The sequence below is a fragment of the Streptomyces xinghaiensis S187 genome, from assembly GCF_000220705.2.
In the GTDB taxonomy this organism is placed as follows: domain Bacteria; phylum Actinomycetota; class Actinomycetes; order Streptomycetales; family Streptomycetaceae; genus Streptomyces; species Streptomyces xinghaiensis.
This window is the reverse complement of record NZ_CP023202.1, coordinates 424,426-445,965: the sequence shown is the minus strand read 5'-3', so window position 1 is coordinate 445,965 and position 21,540 is coordinate 424,426. Positions and strand designations below refer to the sequence as shown.

The window sequence follows — 21,540 nt, the reverse complement described above, 5'->3', positions numbered from 1 at the left end:
TGCCCTCGGACGGCCGCCGGAGGCACCGGATACGCTGACGCCATGCCGTCCGCCCGCCGCACCGCCCGCCAGAGCGATCTGCTCCGGCGTCTGGTCGCGCTGGTGGCGGCCGAGGGCTTCGCCTCCTTCACCCTCGACGACCTGGCCGTGCGGCTGCGCTGCTCCAAGACGACGCTGTACCAACTGGCGGGCAGCAAGCAAGAGTTGGTCCGGGAGGCGGTGAAGTACTACTTCCGGGCGGCGACCGAGGCCGTCGAGAAGCAGGTCGCCGACACCTCGGCCCCGGCGGACCGCGTGGTGGTCTATCTGAACGCCGTGTCCGCGCAGCTCAGGCCGCTCTCCCGGCGCTTCCTCGACGACATGGCGGAGTTCGCGCCCGCCCGCGAGGTCTACGAGGCCAATACGCGCCACGCGTCCGCCCGGGTACGGCAGCTGATCACGGAGGGTGTGGCCGCGGGAGCGTTCCGCGACGTCCACGCCGCCTTCGTGGGCGAGGTCGTCGCGGCCACGATGCAGGAGATCCAGCGGGGCGGGGTCACCGCGAACACCGGGCTGAGTGACGCCGACGCGTACGCCGAACTGGCCTCGCTCATCGTGCACGCCGTCTCTTCCTGACCCGGCTTCTTCCCGACCGGCGGGCCCGGCGCCCGGCCCCGGCCGGTCCTCCCTGCCCTGCCTGCCGGATCACCGGCCGCGGGCAGGCTCCCCGCTGGCCGGGCCCGTACCGGTAGCGATACTCTCGTATCGGCTCCAGTATCACTCAAGGGACGGCAACCATGCCCGCAACGCGAACGCTCCCCACAAGGGAGGCCGCCGACCTCATCGGTCTCACCCGTGAACTCGCCGAGAAGGAACTCGCCCCCCGCGCCGCCGAGTGGGAGGCCAACGAGAAGTTCCCCCGCGACGTCTTCCGCACCCTCGGCCGCGCCGGCCTGCTGGGCCTCCCCTACCCCGAGGACTTCGGGGGCGGCGAGCAGCCCTACGAGGTCTATCTGCAGGTCCTGGAGGAGATCGGGGCGGTCTGGTCCAGCATCGGCGTCGGCGTCTCGGTCCACGCCCTCTCCTGCTTCGCCCTCGCCGCGTACGGCACGGACGAGCAGAAGGAGGAGTGGCTCCCCGGGATGCTCGGCGGCGAGACGCTCGGCGCCTACTGCCTCTCCGAGCCGCACGCCGGATCGGACCCCGCGGCCATGCGCACCCGTGCCGTCCGCGACGGCGACCACTACGTGCTCAACGGCAGCAAGGCCTGGACCACCCACGGCGGCTACGCCGACTTCTACACGGTCATGGCCCGCACCTCCGAGGACCGGTCGCACGGCATCTCCTGCTTCCTCGTCCCGGCCGACACCCCCGGCCTCTCCGCCGACCCGCCCGAGCGCAAGATGGGCCTGACCGGCTCGGCCACCGCGACCATGCGCTTCGACGGCGTACGGGTCCCGCGGCACCGCCGCATCGGAGCCGAGGGCCAGGGCCTGCCGATCGCCCTCGCCGGCCTCGACTCCGGCCGGCTCGGCATCGCGGCCGTGGCCACCGGCCTCGCCCAGGGCGCGCTGGACCACGCCCTGCGCTACGCCCAGGAGCGGGAGACCTTCGGCAAGCCGATCATCGAGCACCAGGGACTGGCCTTCGTCCTGGCCGACATGGCCGCCGCCGTCGACGCCGCCCGCGCCGTCACGCTGGCCGCCGCCCGGCTGAAGGACCTGGGGCTGCCGTTCGGCCGTGAGGCGTCGGTGGCGAAGATGGTCGCTACGGACAACGCCATGAAGGTCACCACCGACGCCGTCCAGGTGCTCGGCGGCTACGGCTACACCCGTGACTTCCCCGTGGAGCGCTACATGCGGGAGGCCAAGGTGATGCAGATCTTCGAGGGCACCAATCAGATCCAGCGCATGGTGATCAGCCGCGCGCTGAAGAAGGACAGCCGCGGCACCATCACCGTGCGGAACAAGGAGCAGCAGTAATGCGTATCGAGAACACCGCCGCCATCGTCACCGGCGGGGCCTCCGGCCTGGGCGCGGCGACCGCCGCCGCCCTGGTGAAGCAGGGGGCGAAGGTCTTCGCCCTCGACCTCCCCGGGAGCATCGAGAAGGCCCCGGAGACGGCGGGCATCACCTATGTGCCGACCGATGTCACCGACGGCGACGAGGTCCGGGCCGCCGTCACGGCGGCGGCGTCCTCCGGCGTCCCGCTGCGCACCGTCGTCAACTGCGCCGGCATCGGCCCGTCCATGCGCATCCTGGGCAAGAAGGGCGTGCACGACCTCGGCCTCTACGCCAAGATCGTGCAGGTCAACCTGATCGGCTCCTTCAACGTCCTCGCGCTCGCCTCCGAGGCCATCGCGCAGACCGGCGCCGACGAGAACGGCCAGCGCGGCGTCATCGTCAACACCGCCTCCATCGCCGCCTACGAGGGCCAGGTCGGCCAGGCCGCCTACGCCTCCTCCAAGGGCGGCATCGTCGGGCTGACCCTGCCGGCCGCCCGTGACCTCGCCCAGTACGGCATCCGCGTCTGCACCATCGCGCCGGGCATCGTCGAGACGCCCATGCTGGCCACCGTGTCCGAGGAGTTCCGGGCCGGGCTCGCCGCCGGCGTGCCGTTCCCGCAGCGCCTCGCCGCCCCCGAGGAGTACGCCAAGCTCGCCCTGGCGATCATCGACCACGACTACCTCAACGGCGAGACGATCCGCATGGACGGCGCCCTGCGCATGGCCCCGCGCTAGCGCGCACCGGCCGCGGCCCCTCGCGGGCCGGCCGGACGCACCGCCGCGAGGCGCCGCCGCACCTCATGACCGGGTGCGGCGGCGCCTTTCCGCGGCAGCGGTGTCCTCCCGCGCGGCCGGCCGGGGGCGGCAGAGCCCCCGGAGTCGCTGAATCGTTCTATCCGGCCCCGGCGAAACCGAGCCGTCCACGGCGGGGATCCGGAGTCCGGCCAGTTCGGCGCGGGGTTGTGGGGCGGCCAACGCCCTTGTACCGTGCGAGTGTTCTGGGCCGTGGTCGGAGTCTGGGGGCAGCTGCGGCCACCTCGCGGTCCGGGACGTTTCCCACCACCTGGCGTGCAGTGGCAACTTCACGGCTCCATGTCGTCGGCCAGGGAGCCGTTCCCTCGGCTGCGCGCCTTTCTCATGGAGGTTCCCCCACATGCGCTTCCATCGATACCGGCCCCGGGCATGGGCCGCCGCGGTCTTCGTGGCCGTCGCGAGCTTGGGCGCCGCCACCCTCAGCCCACAGGCGGTGGCCGCCCCCGGCCCCGGAGCCGCCCCGCAGTTCGCGGCCGACGTCGAGGACGACGGCGCCGACTGCAACGTGCCCGACCCGGGCTCCACACCCTCCAACTCCCTGCTTCCCGACCCGTTCACCAAGCTGGACGGCTCGCGGGTGACCGCGAAGTCCGACTGGCGGTGCCGGCGGGCCGAGATCAAGAAGTTGGCGGAGAAGACGGTCTACGGCACGAAACCCGCCAAGCCGCAGAACGTCTCGGGATCGGTCTCCCGGAGCAGCATCACCGTCAACGTGTCGGACAACGGCAGGAGTTCCAGCTTCTCGGCGAGCGTCGACCTGCCGAGCGGGTCCGGGCCCTTCCCGGCCGTCATCGTCTACGGGGGCTTCGGCGCGGACACCTCCACCATCAAGGCCGCCGGTGCCGCCGTCATCAGCTTCGACCCGTTCGCGGTCGGACGGGAGGGCACGCCCCGCAACAACAAGCAGGGCGCCTTCTACAGCGTCTACGGCTCCAACAGCAGCACGGGGCTGCTGATGGCCTGGGCCTGGGGCGTCAGCCGGATCATCGACGTCATCGAGCAGTCGGACGGCAGCGTCCTCAAGGCCGAGGGCACCGGCGTCACCGGCTGCTCCCGGTACGGCAAGGGCGCCTTCGTGGCCGGTGCGTTCGACCAGCGCATCGCCCTGACCATGCCGATCGAGTCGGGCACCGGCGGAGCTCCCATCTTCCGCGGCATCCCGCGGGAGAACGGCGCGCAGCCGCTGAGCAGCGGCTACGGAGAACAGCCGTGGCTGGGTGACGCCTTCGGCTCCTACACGAGCGACCCGTCCAGGCTGCCGGTGGACACCCACGAGATCGTGGGCATGGTCGCGCCGCGCGGACTCTTCATCATGGAGAACCCGCACATCGACTGGCTGGGCGCCGGCTCCGGGAGTGTGGCGGCCCTCGGCGGAGCGGAGATCTACAAGGCGCTCGGTGCCGGGAGCAACATCACCTACTGGTCCGACATCCAGGACGGCAACCACTGCGCCAGCCGGTCCGAGTGGCGCGGCCCCCTGCAGCAGCACATCCAGAAGTACATGCTGGGGACGGGCAGCAGCTCGGGCACGATCAGGATCTCCAGCAAGAAGCAGGGCAACCTCTCGCAGTGGAGGAACTGGCAGACCCCGACCCTGACCGACTAGCCCCGACCGGGCCGAGGGGAGACGGGAACCGCCCGTCCCCGTGACCGACCGGCCCTGAGGCGAGTCCGGAGCCCGGCGTGCGAGCGCCGGGCTCCGGTGTTCTCCGGTATCAGTCCTCCGACATCGCCAGCCGCCGGGTGAAGGACTTGCCGCCGTCGCGGGATTCGTACACCCCGCTCTGGGTGGCGGCCAGGACGCGCTCGGCGTCGACGGCCGTCAGCGCCTGCGCCTGCCCGCCCGGCGTGGTCCCGGCCTTCTTCCAGCTCTTGCCGCCGTCGGTGCTGCGGTGCACCACCCCGTCGGGGGCGATCCCGTACAGGGCGTCGCCCTCCGCCCAGGAGAGGTGCGTCAGCACCGGCTCGTTCCCGCCGCCGAAGGTCTTGCCGCCGTCGGTGCTCCGCGCGACGCCGCTCCGGGTGGTGGCCAGGACCGTGCCGGGGTCCTCGGGGCTCACGGCGATGTCCAGGGCCGCCAGTTCGGCGCGCTCGTCCCACTTCTTGCCGTCCTCGCTGACGCGCAGCAGACCGGCCGTGCTGTCGTAGCCGTAGATGGTGCCGTCGACCTCTTCGAGGGAGTGGAAGTCGGACTTCCCCGCGAGGGAGAGGGACGTCCAGGTCTTCCCGGCGTCGGTGCTCCTGATCAGCCCGCGGTTGGCGTGGTCGCCGCTTCCCTCGGCCGGGTGGCCGCTGCCGAGGAAGGTGTCCTTCCCGGCGACGGTGAAGCCCATGTAGTCGGCGGTGTCGCCCACGCGCTCGGCGGAGCCGTCGTCGTCCACCGCGATGACACCGCGGTGCGTGGCGACGTAGAGCCTGCCGTCGCCGGGATTGACGCCGAGCCCGTGGATGTGGCCGATCCCGCCGACCGAGGCCTCCGGGCCGGGGGAAGGCCCGGTGGACTTGGTGGACTGGGCGGACTCCGTGGCGGACGCACTGCCGGGCCCCTCCGGGCTCGAGTCGTCGGAGCAGCCGGTCAGGACGGCGGCCAGCAGGACCGCGGCGGCGGAGGCCGCGACAGCCGCGGAACGGGGACGGGAACGGGCGGGCATACGGAGATCCTCGGGTCGGAACGGCGTGGGCTGGGTGCGGTCCGGCGTACGGCACACCCGGTGGTGAACCGGGCGGAGCCGTTCACCACCACCTCATCCAACGTACGCCGTGCGCCGTGGGTGCCCGCCCGGAAGGCACGGGGCGGGCCCGCGCGCCCGCCTCAGGGAACGAGCTTCTCCTGGCGGCCGCCGGCCCACTCGGCCAGCAGCACGGTCGCGTCGTCGTCGAGCCTGCCGTCGTGGTGCTCGAGCACCGCGTGCATCAGTCGGCGCAGGGTCTCGTGCAGGGGAAGTTGCCCGTTGGCATGGTGATGCATGACGAAGTCCACGAAACGGGTCATACCGAACTGCCTGCCGTCGGCGCCGCGGGCCTCGGTGATGCCGTCCGTGTACAGCAGGAGGCGGTCGCCGGGCTCCAGCTGTTCCTCGCAGACGGTCACCGGGAGCTTCAGGGAGGCGCCCATCGGGCCGCCCGGGGGGCAGGCCAGCTGGCTGGGCCGGCCGCCCGAGCGGATCACCACCGGAAGGTGGTGGCCGCGGTTGACCCAGGCCAGCCGCCCGGTCTCCAGATCGAGGTCGGCCAGGATCCCGGTGATGTAGCGGCTGGTCCCGAACTGCTCGTTGAGCGTCTTCTCCACCAGCCGGCTGGACTCGGCCAGGGAGGCACCCTGACGGCGGGCGTTGCGGCAGGCGGACACCGCCACATTGGCGGTGATCCCGGCGGTGGTGTCGTGCCCCATGGCGTCGAAGATGCCCAGGTGCAGACTGGTGCCGGTGAGGGCGTAGTCGTAGGCGTCGCCCCCGACCTCGTAGGCCGGTTCCAGGGCGGCGGTGACGATGGCGTTGTGCCCGGCGAAGGCGGGGGGCGGCGTGAGGTTCCACTGCATCTCCGCGGCCACGTTCATCGGCCTGCTGCGCACCAGGCGGGCGTACGAGTCGCTGAAGGACCGCTTGCTGAGCAGCAGCAACGCCACCATTGAGGCCAGATGGCGGACCGCTTCCCGGCTCTGTCCGTCCTCCGCGGCGGTGTCCGCGCGCATCATGCCGAGGCGCTCCACCCCGTCGGTGACCGGGACCCACCACCGGCACCGGCCGCGAGCCGTCTCCGGGGCGGGTTCGCTGACGATGGTCACGTTCTGGTACGCGCGGCCCGGCAGGGTGCCGTCGACCGCCACTTCCGTCCCGCCCTCGCCCGCGTCCGGTCCCCGGCCGGTCAGCTGCCGCAGCGCCTTCTGCTGGAGGTCCACCGCGAACAGCGCCACGTCGTGCAGGCCCACGGTCTCGGCGTGCGCGGCCACGACGCCCGGCAGCTGCTCCAGCGCCGAGGTGTGGCCGGCCTGCATCAGGTCGGTGAGCACCTTTCCCACCCGAACCGCGTCGGTCACGGTGTCCGCCTCCTTCCGGTCACGGAGACTCCGCGGCGGTGCGGCGGCCTTCCGGACGCCATCGGCCGGTTCCGCCCTTGACCGCGGAGATAGTTCCGTTTACCCATCGCCCCGGATGTCACCCGGTGCTTCCGGAACGGCACGCCTCCGGGAGGGCCGGGACCGGCGCCGAGCGGCAGGTCAGAGCTCTTCTTCGGCCTTTCTCATCTGCGGCACCGGCCACTGCCGGCCCGCGGGCCCGGAGCGGTCGTGAGTACGGACGGTCGCTGCGCTGTCGGGATGCGTGACGGGGGAAGCCGGGGAAACGGCGGCAGCGAAGGCGAAGGCGGCATGCGCGGCCCCGGCGGGGGCGACGACGGTCCGGTACGCGGCTCCGGGCACCCCGGTCAGGGCGTCCTGGCCGAACCCGGTCCGTATCAGGAGCTTGCGCGGCCTGCCGTCGTCGTCCTCGCCGAGATCCGGGCAGGGCAGCATGAGACTGATCGTGCCGCGGTCGTCGAGGAACCCGGGCAGGCCGTCGGGCAGGGGCGCCTGCCATGACCAGCCGTCCTTGGGGAAGGTCCGCATGAAGGCCGTGTCCTGGTCGTCCCGCCGGGTGTGGGCCCTCATCCAGAAGAGGTCGTTCCCGCCGTCGAGGGTGACGTCGCACGTGTAGGACCCGAGCTCTTCCGTGTGCCGGGAGCTCTCCTCCTCCACATGGGTGCCCCCGGGCCGGAGCTGCCCGGCCGCCTCCCGGGGGAGCGCCCCGTCGCAGGCGCTTCCGGTCAGCATCCAGTCCCGCGCGAAGGGCTCGGCGGCCCAGCCGCCCAGCCCGAGGACCACGGCGGCCGCCGCGGCCTTGACCCAGCCTCGCATTGTCCCGTCCCCGCCCCCGTCACGCCCACGGCATCGCCGGCCGGCCCGATGGGCCAACGCACCGGCGCACCCTACTCGTTGACGCCCGGAACGCTCGTGGCACCCAGCGCCCGCGCGCCGGGAGCGGGAGGACCGGCCCGGGAAGAGTCCTCTGTGCGGGTAATTTCCGATTCGGGGGTGTTCGAGGGATAAGTCAACTCGGTGCGGAATGGGGCCGATCTGAGCCAAACCTCTCCCGCCGTGTGTCCCGGATCACATTCCCCGCTCCCCGTCCGCATACCCCGGGGAGATCCCCGGCCGCGCCATTCCCCGATTCTCCTTCCCCCGCCGAGATTTGAGCGCGCGAAGGGTTCCGGCCCTTTCACGCTCCGGTGAAGATCCGGTGCGCACGGTGTCCGCAATAGCGGTATCGGCAGCGGTCCGCAATGGGGTTGCTTTCGCTCACCTTGTCTTTACCAAATCGCTGTGTTTATGTGTCCTCGCCTCCGCTCGATGGCGGGGGCTCCACCGCCGGAACACGCCGAGTCCTGCCGCCCGGCCGGTGGAGAAACAGCAGATCAGCGCGGCAGGAGCGGGGAAACCACAGACTGCCGTACCGCGCGCTCCGCCCGGTCCGGCTAGGGGTGAAGCCAATTCCCGAATACGCCACGCGCGTCAGGGGAATTGGCCGGGCAACTCCAGCCCGAATCCGACAGCTAACCTCGCAGGCGTCGGAGAGGACGCACAACTATGTCTCGTGGCCGCCACCGCCGACCGCGCACTTCAACGATTTCCCGTCAGGTCTCCCGCGTTTCCGTGGTTCTCACGGCCGGCGGAGCGGGTGTTGCCGCCCCCCTGCTGACGGCGGGCAGCGCGAACGCCGCGCCCGTCGCCGTCTGGGACGAGGTCGCCGCCTGCGAGAGCAGCGGCGACTGGGCCGCCAACACCGGCAACGGCTACTACGGCGGACTGCAGTTCTCGCAGTCCAGCTGGGAGTCGGTCGGCGGCACCGAGTACGCGTCGCGCGCCGACCTCGCCACCAAGGACCAGCAGATCGCCGCCGGCGAGAAGCTGCTCGCCGTCCAGGGCCCGGGCGCCTGGCCCACCTGCGGCCCCAAGGCCGGACTGTCCCGGGACTCCGGGGCACCGGACATCGACACGGCCGCGCAGCCCGAGGCGGCCTCCCCGGCCAAGCCGAAGGCCGCCCAGCCCAAGGCCGCCCCCGAGGCCGGGCGGAAGCGGACCGGTCCGGAGTCCTACACCGTCGTCAGCGGCGACACCCTCCACCGGATCGCCACCGCGTACGACGTCGACGGCGGCTGGAAGACCGTCTACGCGACCAACCGGGAGACCGTGGGCGACAACCCGCACCTCATCTTCCCCGGCCAGGAGCTCTCCCTCGACGCCTCCCGGCCCGGCGCCGGACACAGCGGCGATGCGGCGCAGCAGGCGAAGCCCGCGGCCCCCGCCCCGTCCGCCTCCGGGAAGTCCTACGCGAACAACCTGGACGGCTGGATCCGCGAGGCCCTGGACATCATGAAGCAGCACGGCATCCCCGGCACCTACGAGGGGATCCACCGCAACATCATCCGGGAGTCCAGCGGCAACCCGAACGCCATCAACAACTGGGACATCAACGCCCAGAAGGGCACCCCGTCCATCGGCCTGCTGCAGGTCATCAAGCCGACCTTCGACGCGTACCACGTCCCGGGCACGGCGAACAGCCAGTACGACCCGGTCGCCAACATCGTCGCGGCCTGCAACTACGCGGCCGACCGCTACGGATCGATCGACAACGTCAACGGCCCGTACTGACCAGCCTGTTGCGGCCCGGCCCATACGGACCGCGGGCGCGGCCGAGAGGGCCGGAAGGGCGTACGCCCCTCTGGCCCTCTCGCGTGTCACCCGGGCGGTCAGTCCCGGAGGAAGGCCATCAGCGACTCCGTAACCTCCTCCGCATGGGTCCACAGCAGGCCGTGCGGTGCGCCCTCGATCTCCACGTACTCGGCGTGGGGAAGCAGCTTGCGCAGCGGCCGGGCGGTGGAGTCCACGGGCAGGATCCGGTCCCCGGTGCCGTGCAGGACGAGCGTGGGCAGGGCGAGTTCGGCGATGCGGGCCACGTCCGCGCGGAAGTCGGTCGTCCAGGTGGCCACACAGGCGAAGGAGGCGTGCGGGGAGGCCCCGGCCGCGGTGTTCCAGCTCGCCCGGACGGCCTCCTCGCTGATCCGGCTGCCCAGGGTCTCGTCGAGGTTGTAGAAGGCCTTGTAGAACTCGGTGAAGTAGGCGTAGCGGTCCCGGCTCACCGCGGCCGCGATCTCCTCGAAGACCTCGCCGTCCACCCCGGCCGGGTTGTCGTCGGTCTTGAGCAGATAGGGCTCCAGACAGGCGAGGAAGGCGGCCTTGGCCACCCGCTCCGAGCCGTGGGTGGCCAGGTAGCGGCCGACCTCGCCGCTGCCCATGGAGAACCCGGCGAGGACCGCGTTCCGCAGGTCCAGGGTGGTCATGAGGGTGTGCAGGTCGGCGGTGAAGGTGTCGTAGTCGTAGCCGGTGGTGGGCCGGCCGGAACGGCCGAAACCGCGGCGGTCGTATGTGATCACCCGGTACCCGGCCGCGAGCAGGGCCGGGAGCTGCTTCTCCCAGGAGTCGCCGTCCAGCGGGTAGCCGTGGATCAGGACCACCGGCTGTCCGGCGGGGTCGCCGTGGTCCTCGTAGTAGAGCTCGATGTCGGTGCTGTTCTCACGGCCGACGGTCACTAGGGGCATCTGTGCATCTCTCCTGATGTGATGTCCGATGGGGGTAATGACGGGAGAGTAGGCAGAAAGGGTTGCCCGGCCGTGGAGGCGCACCACCGGGCGGAGGCGTACCGCGTCCCCCCGGCCGCGCGGCGGCGGCTGTCCCGGCGGGCACGCGGGGCGTTCCCCGGGCCCGGGCGGCTGCCCGGAAGGGAACCGCTCCGGGCCGTACGTCGTGGTAGGCACCGGGAGACGGCTTTGCGGACACGCGGGCCGAGGGGCGGGAACGGGAGGGGACGGCATGGCCGGACACGGCGCGGTGCGGATCGACGGGAACAGCCTGCTGCTGGGCGGCGGGGTGAGGGTCCGCTTCATCCGGACGCTGCGCCTGCCCGAGACCGGGACGCATCCGCTGCCGCCCGGCCTCGGCGAGTTCCCCGTGCGCCGCGTCGAGGACCATGCCGGCACCGTGCCGCGGGCGATGCGGGAGCGCGGCGGGGTGCTGCTGCCCGTGTATCTGCGGGAGGCGATGTGGCTGAGCTTCGCGGGCAGCGCGGAACCGGCCGCGCTCCAGGTCGGCGTCGGCAAGGTGTGCGCCGTCTCCGGCGAGCCGTGGACAGCCGGGCTGCGGCGCACGCCGCAGAACTACGTGGTCCTGCCCCGGCAGCCCTGGCTGGACGGCATCAACTCCGGCAAGGGGAAGGTGCGTCAGTTCGTCGCCGTGCCGCTGGGCATGGGCGCCACGGTGGAGGGCCAGGTGACCGGCGAGGAGACCTGGGGCGGCGTGCAACTCCAGTCCTTCCCCCTCTCCGGCCCGGCGCTGGCGGTGTGGCGCGAGGAGCAGCGCCGGCGTGCCGAGCGCCAGGCGGCCGTACGCGCCCGGTACCGGAGCGCGGCGCCCCCTCCCGGCTCCGCCGGAGCCGGCGGGCCCGCTTTCGCCGCCGCGGCCGCGCCCGCCGGAGCGCCCCCGGCCCCCGGCGCGGCGGCCCCGCGTGCGGCGGCGGCCATGGGTCTGGGCGTCGGCGGCTCGATGCGCCAGGAGGTGTACCGGGACGACCGGCCGCTCTCCGACTGGTCGGAGGAGCCGGCCGGCCGCGTCTTCGTCCACCTGGTGACCCCGCCGGAGTGGCGCCGCATCACCGGCGAGGAACCGCCCCCGTCCCCCGTGGACCGCGCCGCGTACACCCGCGCCGGCCTGCCCTGGTACGACTACTACGACGAGGACGCGGCCGACCTGGCGCCCACGGACACCCTGGGCGGGGTCAAGCCGGTGGGCGAGTGGCTGGGCGACGACCACACGCCCTGGCAGCCCCCGTCCCCGCACCAGACCCACCCGCTCGGCGACGCGCCGCAACAGGGTTCACCGGTCCAGGACGGGGACTGGTGACGGACGGGCGGCGGGCACATCCCGCGACTGACGGGAAGCCCGCCGCTCCTCACCGGGCGAAAGCACTGGGCGGCTCGTGCGTCGTCACGGTGCTTCCGGGAGCCGGTCCGCGCCATTCCGCGCGGCGGACCGTCAGCGGGTCAGCACTCCCCGCGCCAGCGGACCTTGACCAGCCGGACGCTGTCGCCGAAGTAGCCCTCGTACTGGCCGGGCCCCGGGTTGTAGTGAACGCATATGGAGTGCGGGCCGGAGCCACCCCAGGTGTACCAGGTCATGGTGACGTGGTCGGCTCCCGGGTAGGCGTATCCGTTGTTGAAGAACTTGTTGATCGACACACTGCCGGACCAGTTGCCGGCGGTCCTGATGCTGGGCGTGCCGACCGGGTACGCCTCGCCGTTGGACCAGCCGCAGAAGTAACCCTTGGGACAACCGGGCGGGTTCGGCTCGGCGGAGGCCGGTAAGGCGGTGCTCCCCACCATGACGGTCGCCGCCGCCAGGGTCAGCGCGGCGCGGATGCTTCTTCGCACAACTCCTCCTCGATCCATCCTCGATGGGACGATTCGGGGCCATGCTGGCCTCACGACCGAGTGAACACAACGGGAAACCGGGGTATGGGCCGACTTCCGTTGCGGGAAGCGGTCCAGTGGGCCGGGGCCCGCCGCGGACCCGGCGGGATCAGTACAGGAGATCTTCGGGACGTCTGGAGAGGCGGTGCAGATGGCGTCCGGCGCTCACCATGGCGTGCAGCAGCCGGTGGCCTTCCGCCGGGGAGACGAGGCCGTCGACCGCTGCCTGGCTCATGAGGTCGTAGGTCTCCTTGGCCGTGATGCCGCGGCGGCGTGCGAACGCGCCCGCGGACCGGTCGTCCGTGATCCACAGGGAACCGCGGAACTTCGACCGGTGCGTGATCAGTACGCAGGTCTCCGCCTCACCGAGGTGCTTGGTCGGCATGGACGCGTCACGGCTACGGGGCCAGGGGCAGCAGGACGCGGACGGTGGCTCCCGCGCCGGGGGCGGTGTGGATCTCCACCCGTCCCCGGTGCGCTGACACCAGCGAGTCGACGATGGCGAGGCCGAGGCCCGCCCCGCCCCCCTCGGCCCGGCCGCGGGCGCTGTCCGCACGGTAAAAGCGGTCGAACGCACGGGCGGCCTGCTCCGCCGACATGCCCGGCCCCTCGTCGCGCAGTTCGAGAACCGCCCGGCCCTGCTCGGTACCGACGCCGATCCGTACCGGGGTGCCGGGCGCGGTGTGGGCGATGGCGTTGCCGACGAGGTTGGAGGTCACCTGGCGCAGCCGCGCCTCGTCGCCGAGGACCGGCGCGCCGCCCGGACGACCGCCACCGGGCCCCGTAAGGGTGACCGGGCGTCCGGGATCGAGCGCGCGCAGGTCGTGCAGCGCGTCGGCAGCCAGGGTGCGCAGGTCCATGGGGGTGAGCCGGAGCGGCAGGTCGGCACCGGCGGCGCCCTCGTCCAGGCGCGCGAGCAGCAGCAGGTCCTCGACGAGCCGTACGAGCCTGCCTGCTTCGCGCTCGATGCGGCCCATGGCGGCGTCGACGTCGGTGCGTTCGGGCATGCCGCCCATCCGGTACAGCTCGGTGAAGCCCTTGATGCCGAAGAGGGGCGTCCGCAGTTCATGGCTGGCGTCCGCGAGGAAGCGGCGCATGCGCTGCTCGGTCGCGTCCCGGGCGGCGTCGCCCGCTTCGATCCGGTCCAGCATGCCGTTGAGCGCGGCGGACAGACGGCCCAACTCGGTGCGCGTCGAAACCGGTCGAGGGACACGGTGCGTCAGGTCGCCGCCGGCGATGGCCGCCGCGGTCGCCTCGATCCGGCGCAGGGGGCGCAGCCCGGCGCCTACGGCGAACCAACCGACCACGCCGAGCAGCATGAGCACCAGGGAATCGATGACCAGCACCCGGACGCCGAGCTGCCGGATCGTCGCGCCGACCTGCGAGAGGGAGCCGGCGACGACGACACTGCCGCCGTGCGCGGCCCCCTCGCCCGGTGCCTCCCCGTCAGCCCCCGGGATCGGTTCGGCGATCACCCGCCACGCGTCGCCGCCGCCGGCGGACGGGGCCTCGAAGGGGCGGCCGCCGCGTGCGCCGACCGCCGCCGCGTCGAGCGCCGGCAGCCCGGGGGCGTTTCCCTCGGCCGACCGCACGACGCGCAGCACCTGGCCGTCCGCGTCGAGGTAGGCCAGGTAGAAGTCCCCGGACGGCGCCCCCTCCACGGGGCCGCCCGCCACGCCGGACGGTACGGGGACGCGGGCGGCCACCGCGGCGGCGGTGCGCAACCGGTCGTCCACCTGGTGCACCAGGTCCCGCCGGAGCAGGGTGACGAGCACGGCGGTGCTGGCGAGCAGGGCCGCCACGAGCAGCAGCACGGAGATCGTCAGCAGCCGGCCGCGCAGCGAGAGCCGGCCGCCCCGGCCACGGAGCGGGAGCCGGCCGCGTACCGAGGGCCCCTTCACGGCCGGGGCTTGCGCAGGACGTAGCCGGTGCCGCGCACCGTGCGGATCAGCCGGGGCTCCCCGCCCGCGTCGATCTTGCGGCGCAGATAGCTGATGTAGGAGGCGACGATGGAGTCGTCGCCTCCGAAGTCGTAGTGCCACACGAGTTCGAGAAGCCGGGCCTTCGACAGCACCTGTCCGGCGTTCTCCATCAGCACGCGCAAGAGGCTGAACTCCGTGGGGGAGAGATGTACCGGCTGCCCGGCCCGCGTCACCTGGTGGCTGTCCGGGTCCAGTTCCAGGTCGCCGACGGTCAGCCGGCCGTCCTCCTGCAGGCCGCTGGTGCGGCGCAGGACGGCCCGGATCCGCAGGATCAGCTCCTCCAGGTTGAACGGCTTGGTGACGTAGTCGTCGCCGCCCGCCCGCAGTCCGCCGATCCGGTCCTCGGGCGCGTCGCGGGCGGTGAGGAACAGGACCGGCGGATGGCTCGCCGCCACCGGGGAACGCCCGTCGCGCAGTTGGCGCACGACCTCGAAGCCGTCGATGTCGGGCAGCATCACGTCGAGCACGATCAGGTCGGGGCGCCGCTCGCGCACGGCGGCCAGGGCCTGGGTGCCGGTCGCGGCCGGGAGGACGTCGAAGCCGGCGATCCGCAGGCTCGCGGACAGCAGTTCCCGCAGCGTCGGCTCGTCCTCCACCACCAGGAGCGTGGGTGATGCCGTCATCCGTCCCGTCCCGTCCCCGACCGGTCGTTCACTTCCGGGCTCGCGGCCCGCTACGCGTCGCGCCTGCGGAAGACGGCGAACGCGGCGGCCAGCAGGGCCGCGACGCACGCCGCCATGACGGCGAGCCCGGACCAGGGTGCGAGCAGCGCCGGGTCACGGTAGGCGGTGATGATCTGACCTCCGGCGACGGGCGGCCAGTACGTCGCCAGCCAGTCGCCGAGTGCCCCGGGCAGTGCCGGTGCGAACGCCTGCACGATCAGCAGCACACCGAACAGGGTCGTCACCGTCGCCGTCGTGCTGCGGATCACCGTACCGAGAGCGAGCCCGAACAGACCCGCCAGTGTCAGATACAGCCCGCAGCCCACGACGCCGCGCAGCGCCGTGCCGTCCGACAGTCCCAGATGCGGAGCACCCGCCGCCTCCAGCGACGCCTGCCCGATCAGAAACCCGCCGAGTGACACCAGGAGCCCGACCGGGAGCGTCACACCCACCAGCGCCAGTGCCTTGGCCGCCAGGAGGCGGACCCGGTTCGGCACGGACGTCAGCGTGCCGACGATCGTGCGGGCGCCGTACTCGGAGGTGATCACCAGGCCGCCCAGCAGACCGAGCGCGATCTGTGCGAGCAGATAGCTGCGCAGGCTGATGGCCAGGGGGTCGAAGACCGCCCGGTCGGCACTCGTCATCGCCGCGTACTCCTCCCCGGCGGACGTACTGCTCAGCGCGGCGAGCCCCATGCAGAACGCCAGGGTCCCGAGGACCACGTAAAGGGTGGACCGCATCGTACGGATCTTGATCCACTCGGCGCTGAGGCAGTGCCGGAACGTCGCCCGGCCCGCCGTGCCCGGGGCCGCGGGCAGCCTCTCCTGCCGCGCCGGTGCCGTCGAGTCCCCCGCCGCCGGCCGGAACCGTGTTCCCGTCCGGCTCATCGGCTCGCCTCCCTCTCCGCCCGGTACTCCTGCACATCGCGGGTCAGCTCCATGAACGCCTCTTCCAGCGAGACCCGGCGGCTCGTCAGCTCGTGCAGCTCCACATCGTTCGCCGCGGCCAGCGCTCCGATCTCCGCCGTGTCCAGACCGGTTACGACCAGGGTGTCCACACCCTCCTCGCGCACCGTCGCGGCAGCGGGCAGCGCCCGGCGCAGCGATCCGGTCCGGGGGCTGCGGACCAGCACCTCGCGGTCGGAGTGCGCTGCGATGAAGGCCTTCATCGTCATGTCCGCGATCAGGCGGCCGCGTCCGACGACGACGAGATGGTCCGTGGTCAGCTCCAGCTCGCTCATCAGATGGCTCGACATCAGCACGGCGCGGCCTTCGGCGGCCATCCGGCGCATGAGGTGACGGATCCACACGATGCCCTCCGGGTCGAGGCCGTTGAGGGGCTCGTCGAAGATCAGAACCGGTGGATCGCCCAGCAGCGCCGCGGCGATCCCCAGCCGTTGCCGCATCCCCAGCGAGAAGGACCCGGCCCTGCGCCGGCCCGCGTTCCCCAGGCCGACGTCGTCCAGCACCTCGTCCACCCGGCTGCGCGGGATCCCGTTGCCCGCCGCGAGGGCCAGCAGGTGGTGGTACGCGGTGCGGCTCGGCAGCACCGCCCCCGGGTCCAGCAGCGCGCCGACCGCCCTCAAGGGCGCGGGCTGCGCGGCGTGGGGACGGCCGTCCACCGTGGCAGTCCCCGAATCGGCGGATTCCAGACCCAGGATCAGACGCAGCGTGGTCGACTTCCCCGCGCCGTTGGGTCCCAAAAACCCGGTGACCTCCCCGGGGCGGACGGTGAACGTCAGGTCATCCACGGCGAGGACCTCGCCGTAGCGTTTGGTCAGTCCGCGAACTTCGATCATCAGGGCTCCAGAACCGGTGGTGTGTGCCGTGCAGGCGATCGCCGCCTGCACGGCCCCACCCTCGTCCGCCCGTCTGTGCCGGACCTGCACGTGGATGGGAGCCCTGTGGGAGCCGGAAGCCCCGGCCCTCGGAAAAGTCCGGGCCAAGGGGCGCGCCGCACCGCGAGTTCACAGAAACTCACAGAAACCGGGTGTGGCAGGAGTCCTGCGCCCACTACCGGGAAGTCGCCGTGGTCCCGCGGCGGAAGAGGGCCGTCCAGAGGAAGGGCTCGCCGAAGTGCGGGGACTCGGGAGGTTCGTCGCGCATCCGGGCGGAGTTCGGTCTCCGTGAAGTCGGAGAAGATCCAGCGCAGGGACTCCGGGGTGTAGGCGAGGCCGCCTTGCAGCCCGGACTGCCGGTACAAGGCCGCGTCGGGGAGCTCGGAGCCCATCGCGCCGGCGGCGAAGCAGGTGAGGGAGAGATGGCCGCCGGGGGCGAGGACCCGGTCGAGGAGTTCGAGATAGCTGACGCGGCGGTGGGGCGGCAGGTGGTGGAAGCACCCGGAGTCGTGGATCAGGTCGTAGGGGCCCGTCAGTGCGGTCGCGGTGAGGTCGAAGGCGTCGCCGCAGTGGAAGCGGACGTCCACCCCCGCCCCGGCCCGTACGCGCCCGGTGGTTCCGGCCCTTGCCGAGAGCTCTGGAACGGGGTTCCAGCGCGGCGCCGGAGCGGGTTTCCGGAGAACTTCCCGGACGGAGAAGGGGCGTCACGGACCAACGTCCGCGACGCCCCGGAATGCCGGGCCGCCGTGGTCAGCGCCCGGCGGCGAAGCCCACGAAGGCCGCCCACGGGGCGCTGCCGAACGACAGGCGGGCCCCCTGCGCGTTCTTGGAGTCCCGGACATGGACGGTGGCGGGCTCCACGGCCACCTCGACGCACTCTCCGCCGTCGCCACCGCTGTAGCTGCTCTTGAACCAGACGAGTTCTGCGTCGTCCTGTATCCGCTGTTCGGCTGTCATAGCTCCCCTAGCAGCTCCTCGGGCCGGGGTTCCAGTTCTCCCATGGTTGTCTGCCCCCTCTCCCACCGCTCAACCGATCGGCGCGCGTCCGGCGGCATCGGGATTCCGCCCCCTACGGGGTTATCAACGCCGCCCGGGGTACCCGCGCACGAGACGCGACAAGAGCTCCGAAGGAGGAACACATGCCGGGCAAGTCCGGGTCCAAGCGTGAGCGGCAGTACGAGCACATCAAGGAGAGCGCCGAGGAACGCGGCGCCTCCACCGGGCGGGCCAAGGAACTGGCGGGCCGCACGGTGAACAAGAAGCGGGCGCAGGCGGGGGAGGCCAAGTCGTCCAGCGGTTCCGGCGGCTCCAGCCGTTCCGCCGGTTCGAAGAGCTCCGGCGGCTCCAAGACGCGGGACGAGCTCTACGCGGAGGCCAGGAAGCGGGGCATCGAGGGGCGCTCCTCGATGAACAAGCAGGAACTCGCCCGGGCGCTCGGCCGCTGACACACGGCTGGAGCGCGGCACTGATCCGGTCAGGCGGCAGGGGCGCCGGTATGGCTCCGGTGGAAATCCGGTTCCGTCCTGCGCGGTGTCGGAGCGGCAACGTAACGTAGGGAACTCGGCGGACCCACCGATTTCCCTCTGGAGACCGCGATGAGCACGCAGCCCGACCACCCGCGGCACGACACCGCCCGCGGTGACGCGGAAGTGGAGGAGCCCCGCATCGCCCAGCCGGCGAGCACTCCGGAGGAGTTGCGTGCCGCCCTTGCGGTGATCGCCCCGGACGCCTTGCCGACCTTCGACGCCGAGCGTGCGGCGGCGTTGCAGCAATCCCGCGACCAGGTCAGCGCCGCACCCATGCGCCGCTTCGTCGGGCAGTGGGCGGTCTACGTGGCCGTGGAACGTCACCCCGAACGAGCCGCCCGTTTGCGCGCATTGGAGGCCCGTGCGGCTGAGGTCGGGGACTTCGGCCGGGCTCGCGAGATCGCGGCCGAGATCGGCCGCATCCTCGACGAAGCGTGCGCCGAGGCCGGTATCGACCACCGGCAGGGAGCGGCGTGAGCGACCGGGACGACTGGCGCTGGGAGTACGACCCGGACGCCGAGCACGTCGTGGCGGGGCTGCCCCCGCAGGTGGTGGCCGAGGTCGAGCGCCTCGCGGGAGAGATGGTCGCGCTGGCCGAGGTCGGCATCGATGTCACCGACCTGGGGGAGGGGCCCCGGAGGGGCGTACCGGGAGGGGTCCGGCGTATCCCGCTCCTTGCCGACGGCTGGTTCTACGCGCTGCCCCTTCCCCGCCTGCGGCTCATCGCGATCACCCGGGTGATTCCACCGTTCACCCAGCTCTGAGACCGGCCGTGGACGCGTCCCGAGCGGTTGGGCGTATGCCCGTCCGGTCTGCGCCCGGCCGCGTACGCCCGGTGCCCCGGGAACGGCCGAGGGGAACCCGTCGCCGCACCGGGCAGGGCCCTGTCGTGGCAGCCGGGGTCAGGAGATATCTTGATGTCGAGCAATGTTATCGACGTGACGTGGAGCGGAGCACCAGGTGACTGACTCGACCATCATCTACACGCACACCGACGAGGCCCCGGCCCTGGCGACCTACTCGTTCCTGCCGGTGGTCGAGGCCTACGCCTCGAAGGCCGGGGTCACCGTGGAGAGCCGTGACATCTCCCTGGCGGGCCGGATCATCGCGGTCTTCCCGGAGTACCTCAAGGAGGACCAGCGGATCGACGACGCCCTCGCCGAGCTCGGCGAGCTGGCCAGGACCCCCGGTGCCAACATCATCAAGCTGCCGAACATCTCGGCCTCCATCCCGCAGCTGAAGGCCGCCGTCGCCGAGCTGCAGGAGAAGGGGTACGCGCTGCCGGCGTACCCGGACGACCCCAAGACCGACGAGGAGCGCGAGATCCGCGCCCGCTACGACAAGGTCAAGGGCAGCGCCGTCAACCCCGTCCTGCGCGAGGGTAACTCGGACCGCCGCGCGCCCGGCTCGGTCAAGAACTACGCCAAGGCGCACCCGCACCGCATGGGCGCCTGGTCGGCCGACTCGAAGACCAACGTCGCCACCATGGCCGAGAACGACTTCCGCTCGACCGAGAAGTCCGCCGTCATCGCCGAGGACGGCTCGCTCCGCATCGAGCTGGTGGGCGAGGACGGCTCCGTCACCGTCCTGCGCGAGTCCGTACCCGTACTGGCCGGCGAGGTCGTGGACGCGGCCGTGCTGCGCGCGGCGGCGCTGCGGTCCTTCCTCGCCGACCAGGTGAACCGGGCCAAGGCCGAGGGCGTGCTGTTCTCCGTGCACCTCAAGGCCACGATGATGAAGGTCTCCGACCCGATCATCTTCGGCCATGTGCTGCGCGCCTTCTTCCCGAAGACCTTCGCCCAGTACGGCCCGGCGCTGGCCGCGGCCGGCCTCAGCCCGAACGACGGCCTCGGCGCCATCTACAAGGGTCTCGACGCGCTGCCCGAGGGCGCGAAGATCAAGGAGTCCTTCGAGGCGGAGCTGGCCGACGGCCCGGCACTGGCCATGGTCGACTCCGACCGCGGCATCAGCAACCTGCACGTCCCGAGCGACGTCATCGTCGACGCCTCCATGCCGGCCATGATCCGCACCTCCGGTCACATGTGGGGCCCGGACGGCGAGGAGGCCGACACCCTCGCCGTCATCCCGGACAGCAGCTACGCGGGCGTCTACCAGACCGTCATCGACGACTGCCGCGCGAACGGCGCCTTCGACCCGTCCACGATGGGTTCGGTCGCCAACGTCGGCCTGATGGCGCAGAAGGCCGAGGAGTACGGCAGCCACGACAAGACCTTCGAGATCCCGGTGGCGGGCACCGTGCGCGCCGTGGACGGCAAGGGCGGGACGGTGCTGGAGCAGAGCGTCGCCCCCGGCGACATCTTCCGCATGTGCCAGACCAAGGACGTGCCGATCCGCGACTGGGTCAAGCTGGCCGTCACCCGCGCCCGTGCCACCGGCGACCCGGCCGTCTTCTGGCTGGACGAGACCCGCGCCCACGACCGCAACCTCATCGAGAAGGTCCGGGCCTACCTGCCCGAGCACGACACCGAGGGCCTGACCATCGAGATCATGTCCCCGGTCGACGCGACCGCGTACTCGCTGGAGCGCACCCGCCGCGGCGAGAACACCATCTCCGTGACCGGCAACGTCCTCCGCGACTACCTGACGGACCTCTTCCCGATCCTGGAGCTGGGCACCAGCGCCAAGATGCTCTCGGTCGTCCCGCTCATCAACGGCGGCGGGCTCTTCGAGACCGGCGCGGGCGGCTCGGCGCCCAAGCACGTCCAGCAGCTCGTCAAGGAGAACTACCTGCGCTGGGACAGCCTGGGCGAGTTCCTGGCCCTCGCGGTGAGCTTCGAGCACCTGGCGCAGACGACGGACAACCCGGGCGCCCAGGTGCTCGCCGACACCCTCGACCGCGCCACGGCCACGTTCCTCAACGAGGACAAGTCGCCCAGCCGCAAGATCGGCGGTATCGACAACCGCGGCAGCCACTTCTACCTGGCCCTGTACTGGGCCCAGGAGCTGGCGCGGCAGACCGACAACGCGAAGCTCGCGGAGGCCTTCGCGCCGCTCGCCGAGACGCTGGCCGCCGAGGAGCGGACGATCGTCGACGAGCTCGCCGCGGTGCAGGGCTCCCCGGCCGACATCGGCGGCTACTACCAGCCCGACCCGGCCAAGGCCTCGGCGGTCATGCGCCCGTCGAAGACCCTCAACCAGGCGCTGGCGAGCCTGAGCTGAC

21 protein-coding genes, 1 pseudogene and 1 riboswitch are annotated in these 21,540 nt (G+C 72.1%); of the genes and pseudogenes, 10 read left to right on the top strand and 12 right to left on the bottom strand.

All coding sequences use genetic code 11. The features are described 5' to 3' along the window. Positions 1-42: 42 nt before the first annotated feature. The 4 genes from SXIN_RS02030 to SXIN_RS02015 all read left to right on the top strand — a co-directional run bounded on the left by SXIN_RS02030 (position 43) and on the right by SXIN_RS02015 (position 4,403). Positions 43-615, top strand: a complete 573-nt coding sequence (locus SXIN_RS02030) for a TetR/AcrR family transcriptional regulator (RefSeq protein WP_019708154.1) — start codon at positions 43-45, stop codon at positions 613-615. A 161-nt stretch (positions 616-776) separates the two neighbouring features. Then, entirely contained in the window at positions 777-1,961 is a 1,185-nt protein-coding gene (locus SXIN_RS02025) for an acyl-CoA dehydrogenase family protein (RefSeq protein ID WP_019708155.1), read from the top strand. Further along, positions 1,961-2,719, top strand: coding sequence for an SDR family NAD(P)-dependent oxidoreductase (locus SXIN_RS02020; protein ID WP_019708156.1), 759 nt, complete (start codon positions 1,961-1,963; stop codon positions 2,717-2,719). Before SXIN_RS02025 ends, SXIN_RS02020 begins: the two co-directional genes overlap by 1 nt. A 418-nt stretch (positions 2,720-3,137) precedes the next feature. Continuing rightward, positions 3,138-4,403 carry a glucuronyl esterase domain-containing protein gene (locus SXIN_RS02015; protein WP_019708157.1) on the top strand — a complete coding sequence of 422 codons (1,266 nt, stop codon included), beginning with the start codon at positions 3,138-3,140 and terminating at the stop codon, positions 4,401-4,403. Positions 4,404-4,512: 109 nt separating this feature from the next. Here SXIN_RS02015 and SXIN_RS02010 read toward each other — a convergent pair whose 3' ends face one another. From SXIN_RS02010 to SXIN_RS02000, 3 genes are all read right to left on the bottom strand, one after another. Next, complete coding sequence (locus SXIN_RS02010) at positions 4,513-5,448, bottom strand: F510_1955 family glycosylhydrolase (RefSeq protein WP_019708158.1); 936 nt, start codon at positions 5,446-5,448, stop codon at positions 4,513-4,515. Positions 5,449-5,609: 161 nt separating this feature from the next. After that, positions 5,610-6,833 (bottom strand): PP2C family protein-serine/threonine phosphatase, encoded by a 1,224-nt coding sequence (locus SXIN_RS02005; RefSeq protein WP_019708159.1) that lies wholly within the window; start codon positions 6,831-6,833, stop codon positions 5,610-5,612. Positions 6,834-7,013: 180 nt separating this feature from the next. After that, positions 7,014-7,688, bottom strand: a complete 675-nt coding sequence (locus SXIN_RS02000) for a hypothetical protein (RefSeq protein WP_019708160.1) — start codon at positions 7,686-7,688, stop codon at positions 7,014-7,016. Between the two features lie 551 nt (positions 7,689-8,239). Continuing rightward, positions 8,240-8,413: riboswitch (cyclic di-AMP (ydaO/yuaA leader) on the top strand. A 70-nt stretch (positions 8,414-8,483) separates the two neighbouring features. On the opposite strand from SXIN_RS02000, the gene SXIN_RS32865 reads away from it, so the two are divergent. Then, on the top strand, positions 8,484-9,482 hold the full coding sequence (locus SXIN_RS32865; RefSeq protein ID WP_050930733.1) for a transglycosylase family protein: 999 nt from the start codon (positions 8,484-8,486) through the stop codon (positions 9,480-9,482). A 98-nt stretch (positions 9,483-9,580) separates the two neighbouring features. Here the strand turns inward: SXIN_RS32865 and SXIN_RS01990 are convergent, their stop codons facing one another. Next, positions 9,581-10,429, bottom strand: a complete 849-nt coding sequence (locus SXIN_RS01990; RefSeq protein WP_039820841.1) for an alpha/beta fold hydrolase — start codon at positions 10,427-10,429, stop codon at positions 9,581-9,583. A gap of 271 nt (positions 10,430-10,700) precedes the next feature. On the opposite strand from SXIN_RS01990, the gene SXIN_RS01985 reads away from it, so the two are divergent. Further along, the gene (locus SXIN_RS01985; RefSeq protein WP_095756483.1) at positions 10,701-11,786 is read left to right on the top strand and encodes a hypothetical protein; all 1,086 of its coding nucleotides are present in this window, start codon (positions 10,701-10,703) and stop codon (positions 11,784-11,786) included. Between the two features lie 140 nt (positions 11,787-11,926). Here the strand turns inward: SXIN_RS01985 and SXIN_RS01980 are convergent, their stop codons facing one another. The 8 genes and pseudogenes from SXIN_RS01980 to SXIN_RS01945 all read right to left on the bottom strand — a co-directional run bounded on the left by SXIN_RS01980 (position 11,927) and on the right by SXIN_RS01945 (position 17,790). Further along, positions 11,927-12,313 carry a hypothetical protein gene (locus tag SXIN_RS01980; RefSeq protein ID WP_019708163.1) on the bottom strand — a complete coding sequence of 129 codons (387 nt, stop codon included), beginning with the start codon at positions 12,311-12,313 and terminating at the stop codon, positions 11,927-11,929. Between the two features lie 148 nt (positions 12,314-12,461). Further along, on the bottom strand, positions 12,462-12,737 hold the full coding sequence (locus SXIN_RS01975) for a hypothetical protein (RefSeq protein WP_019708164.1): 276 nt from the start codon (positions 12,735-12,737) through the stop codon (positions 12,462-12,464). 13 nt (positions 12,738-12,750) lie between these two features. Then, a complete protein-coding gene (locus tag SXIN_RS01970; RefSeq protein WP_095756482.1) occupies positions 12,751-14,253 on the bottom strand; it encodes a sensor histidine kinase in 1,503 nt (500 codons plus the stop codon). Beyond that, positions 14,250-14,957, bottom strand: coding sequence for a response regulator (locus tag SXIN_RS01965; RefSeq protein WP_019708166.1), 708 nt, complete (start codon positions 14,955-14,957; stop codon positions 14,250-14,252). Before SXIN_RS01965 ends, SXIN_RS01970 begins: the two co-directional genes overlap by 4 nt. Before the next feature lie 50 nt (positions 14,958-15,007). Next, positions 15,008-15,736 (bottom strand): ABC transporter permease, encoded by a 729-nt coding sequence (locus SXIN_RS01960; protein WP_238153644.1) that lies wholly within the window; start codon positions 15,734-15,736, stop codon positions 15,008-15,010. 143 nt (positions 15,737-15,879) lie between these two features. Next, the gene (locus tag SXIN_RS01955; protein ID WP_019708168.1) at positions 15,880-16,794 is read right to left on the bottom strand and encodes an ABC transporter ATP-binding protein; all 915 of its coding nucleotides are present in this window, start codon (positions 16,792-16,794) and stop codon (positions 15,880-15,882) included. A 214-nt stretch (positions 16,795-17,008) separates the two neighbouring features. Then, a pseudogene (locus SXIN_RS01950) lies at positions 17,009-17,435 on the bottom strand (class I SAM-dependent methyltransferase); the annotation flags it as partial. 148 nt (positions 17,436-17,583) lie between these two features. Beyond that, complete coding sequence (locus tag SXIN_RS01945; RefSeq protein ID WP_019708170.1) at positions 17,584-17,790, bottom strand: DUF397 domain-containing protein; 207 nt, start codon at positions 17,788-17,790, stop codon at positions 17,584-17,586. 182 nt (positions 17,791-17,972) lie between these two features. Here SXIN_RS01945 and SXIN_RS01940 point away from each other — a divergent pair, with 182 nt between their 5' ends. The 4 genes from SXIN_RS01940 to SXIN_RS01925 all read left to right on the top strand — a co-directional run bounded on the left by SXIN_RS01940 (position 17,973) and on the right by SXIN_RS01925 (position 21,539). Next, positions 17,973-18,278, top strand: coding sequence for a Rho termination factor N-terminal domain-containing protein (locus SXIN_RS01940; protein WP_019708171.1), 306 nt, complete (start codon positions 17,973-17,975; stop codon positions 18,276-18,278). Positions 18,279-18,428: 150 nt separating this feature from the next. Continuing rightward, positions 18,429-18,836: a DUF6247 family protein gene (locus tag SXIN_RS01935; RefSeq protein ID WP_019708172.1), complete on the top strand. Its 408-nt coding sequence runs from the start codon at positions 18,429-18,431 to the stop codon at positions 18,834-18,836. Then, the gene (locus SXIN_RS01930; protein ID WP_019708173.1) at positions 18,833-19,123 is read left to right on the top strand and encodes a hypothetical protein; all 291 of its coding nucleotides are present in this window, start codon (positions 18,833-18,835) and stop codon (positions 19,121-19,123) included. Before SXIN_RS01935 ends, SXIN_RS01930 begins: the two co-directional genes overlap by 4 nt. Positions 19,124-19,319: 196 nt before the next feature. Then, positions 19,320-21,539 (top strand): NADP-dependent isocitrate dehydrogenase, encoded by a 2,220-nt coding sequence (locus SXIN_RS01925; RefSeq protein ID WP_019708174.1) that lies wholly within the window; start codon positions 19,320-19,322, stop codon positions 21,537-21,539. The last annotated feature ends 1 nt before the right edge of the window (position 21,540 follow it).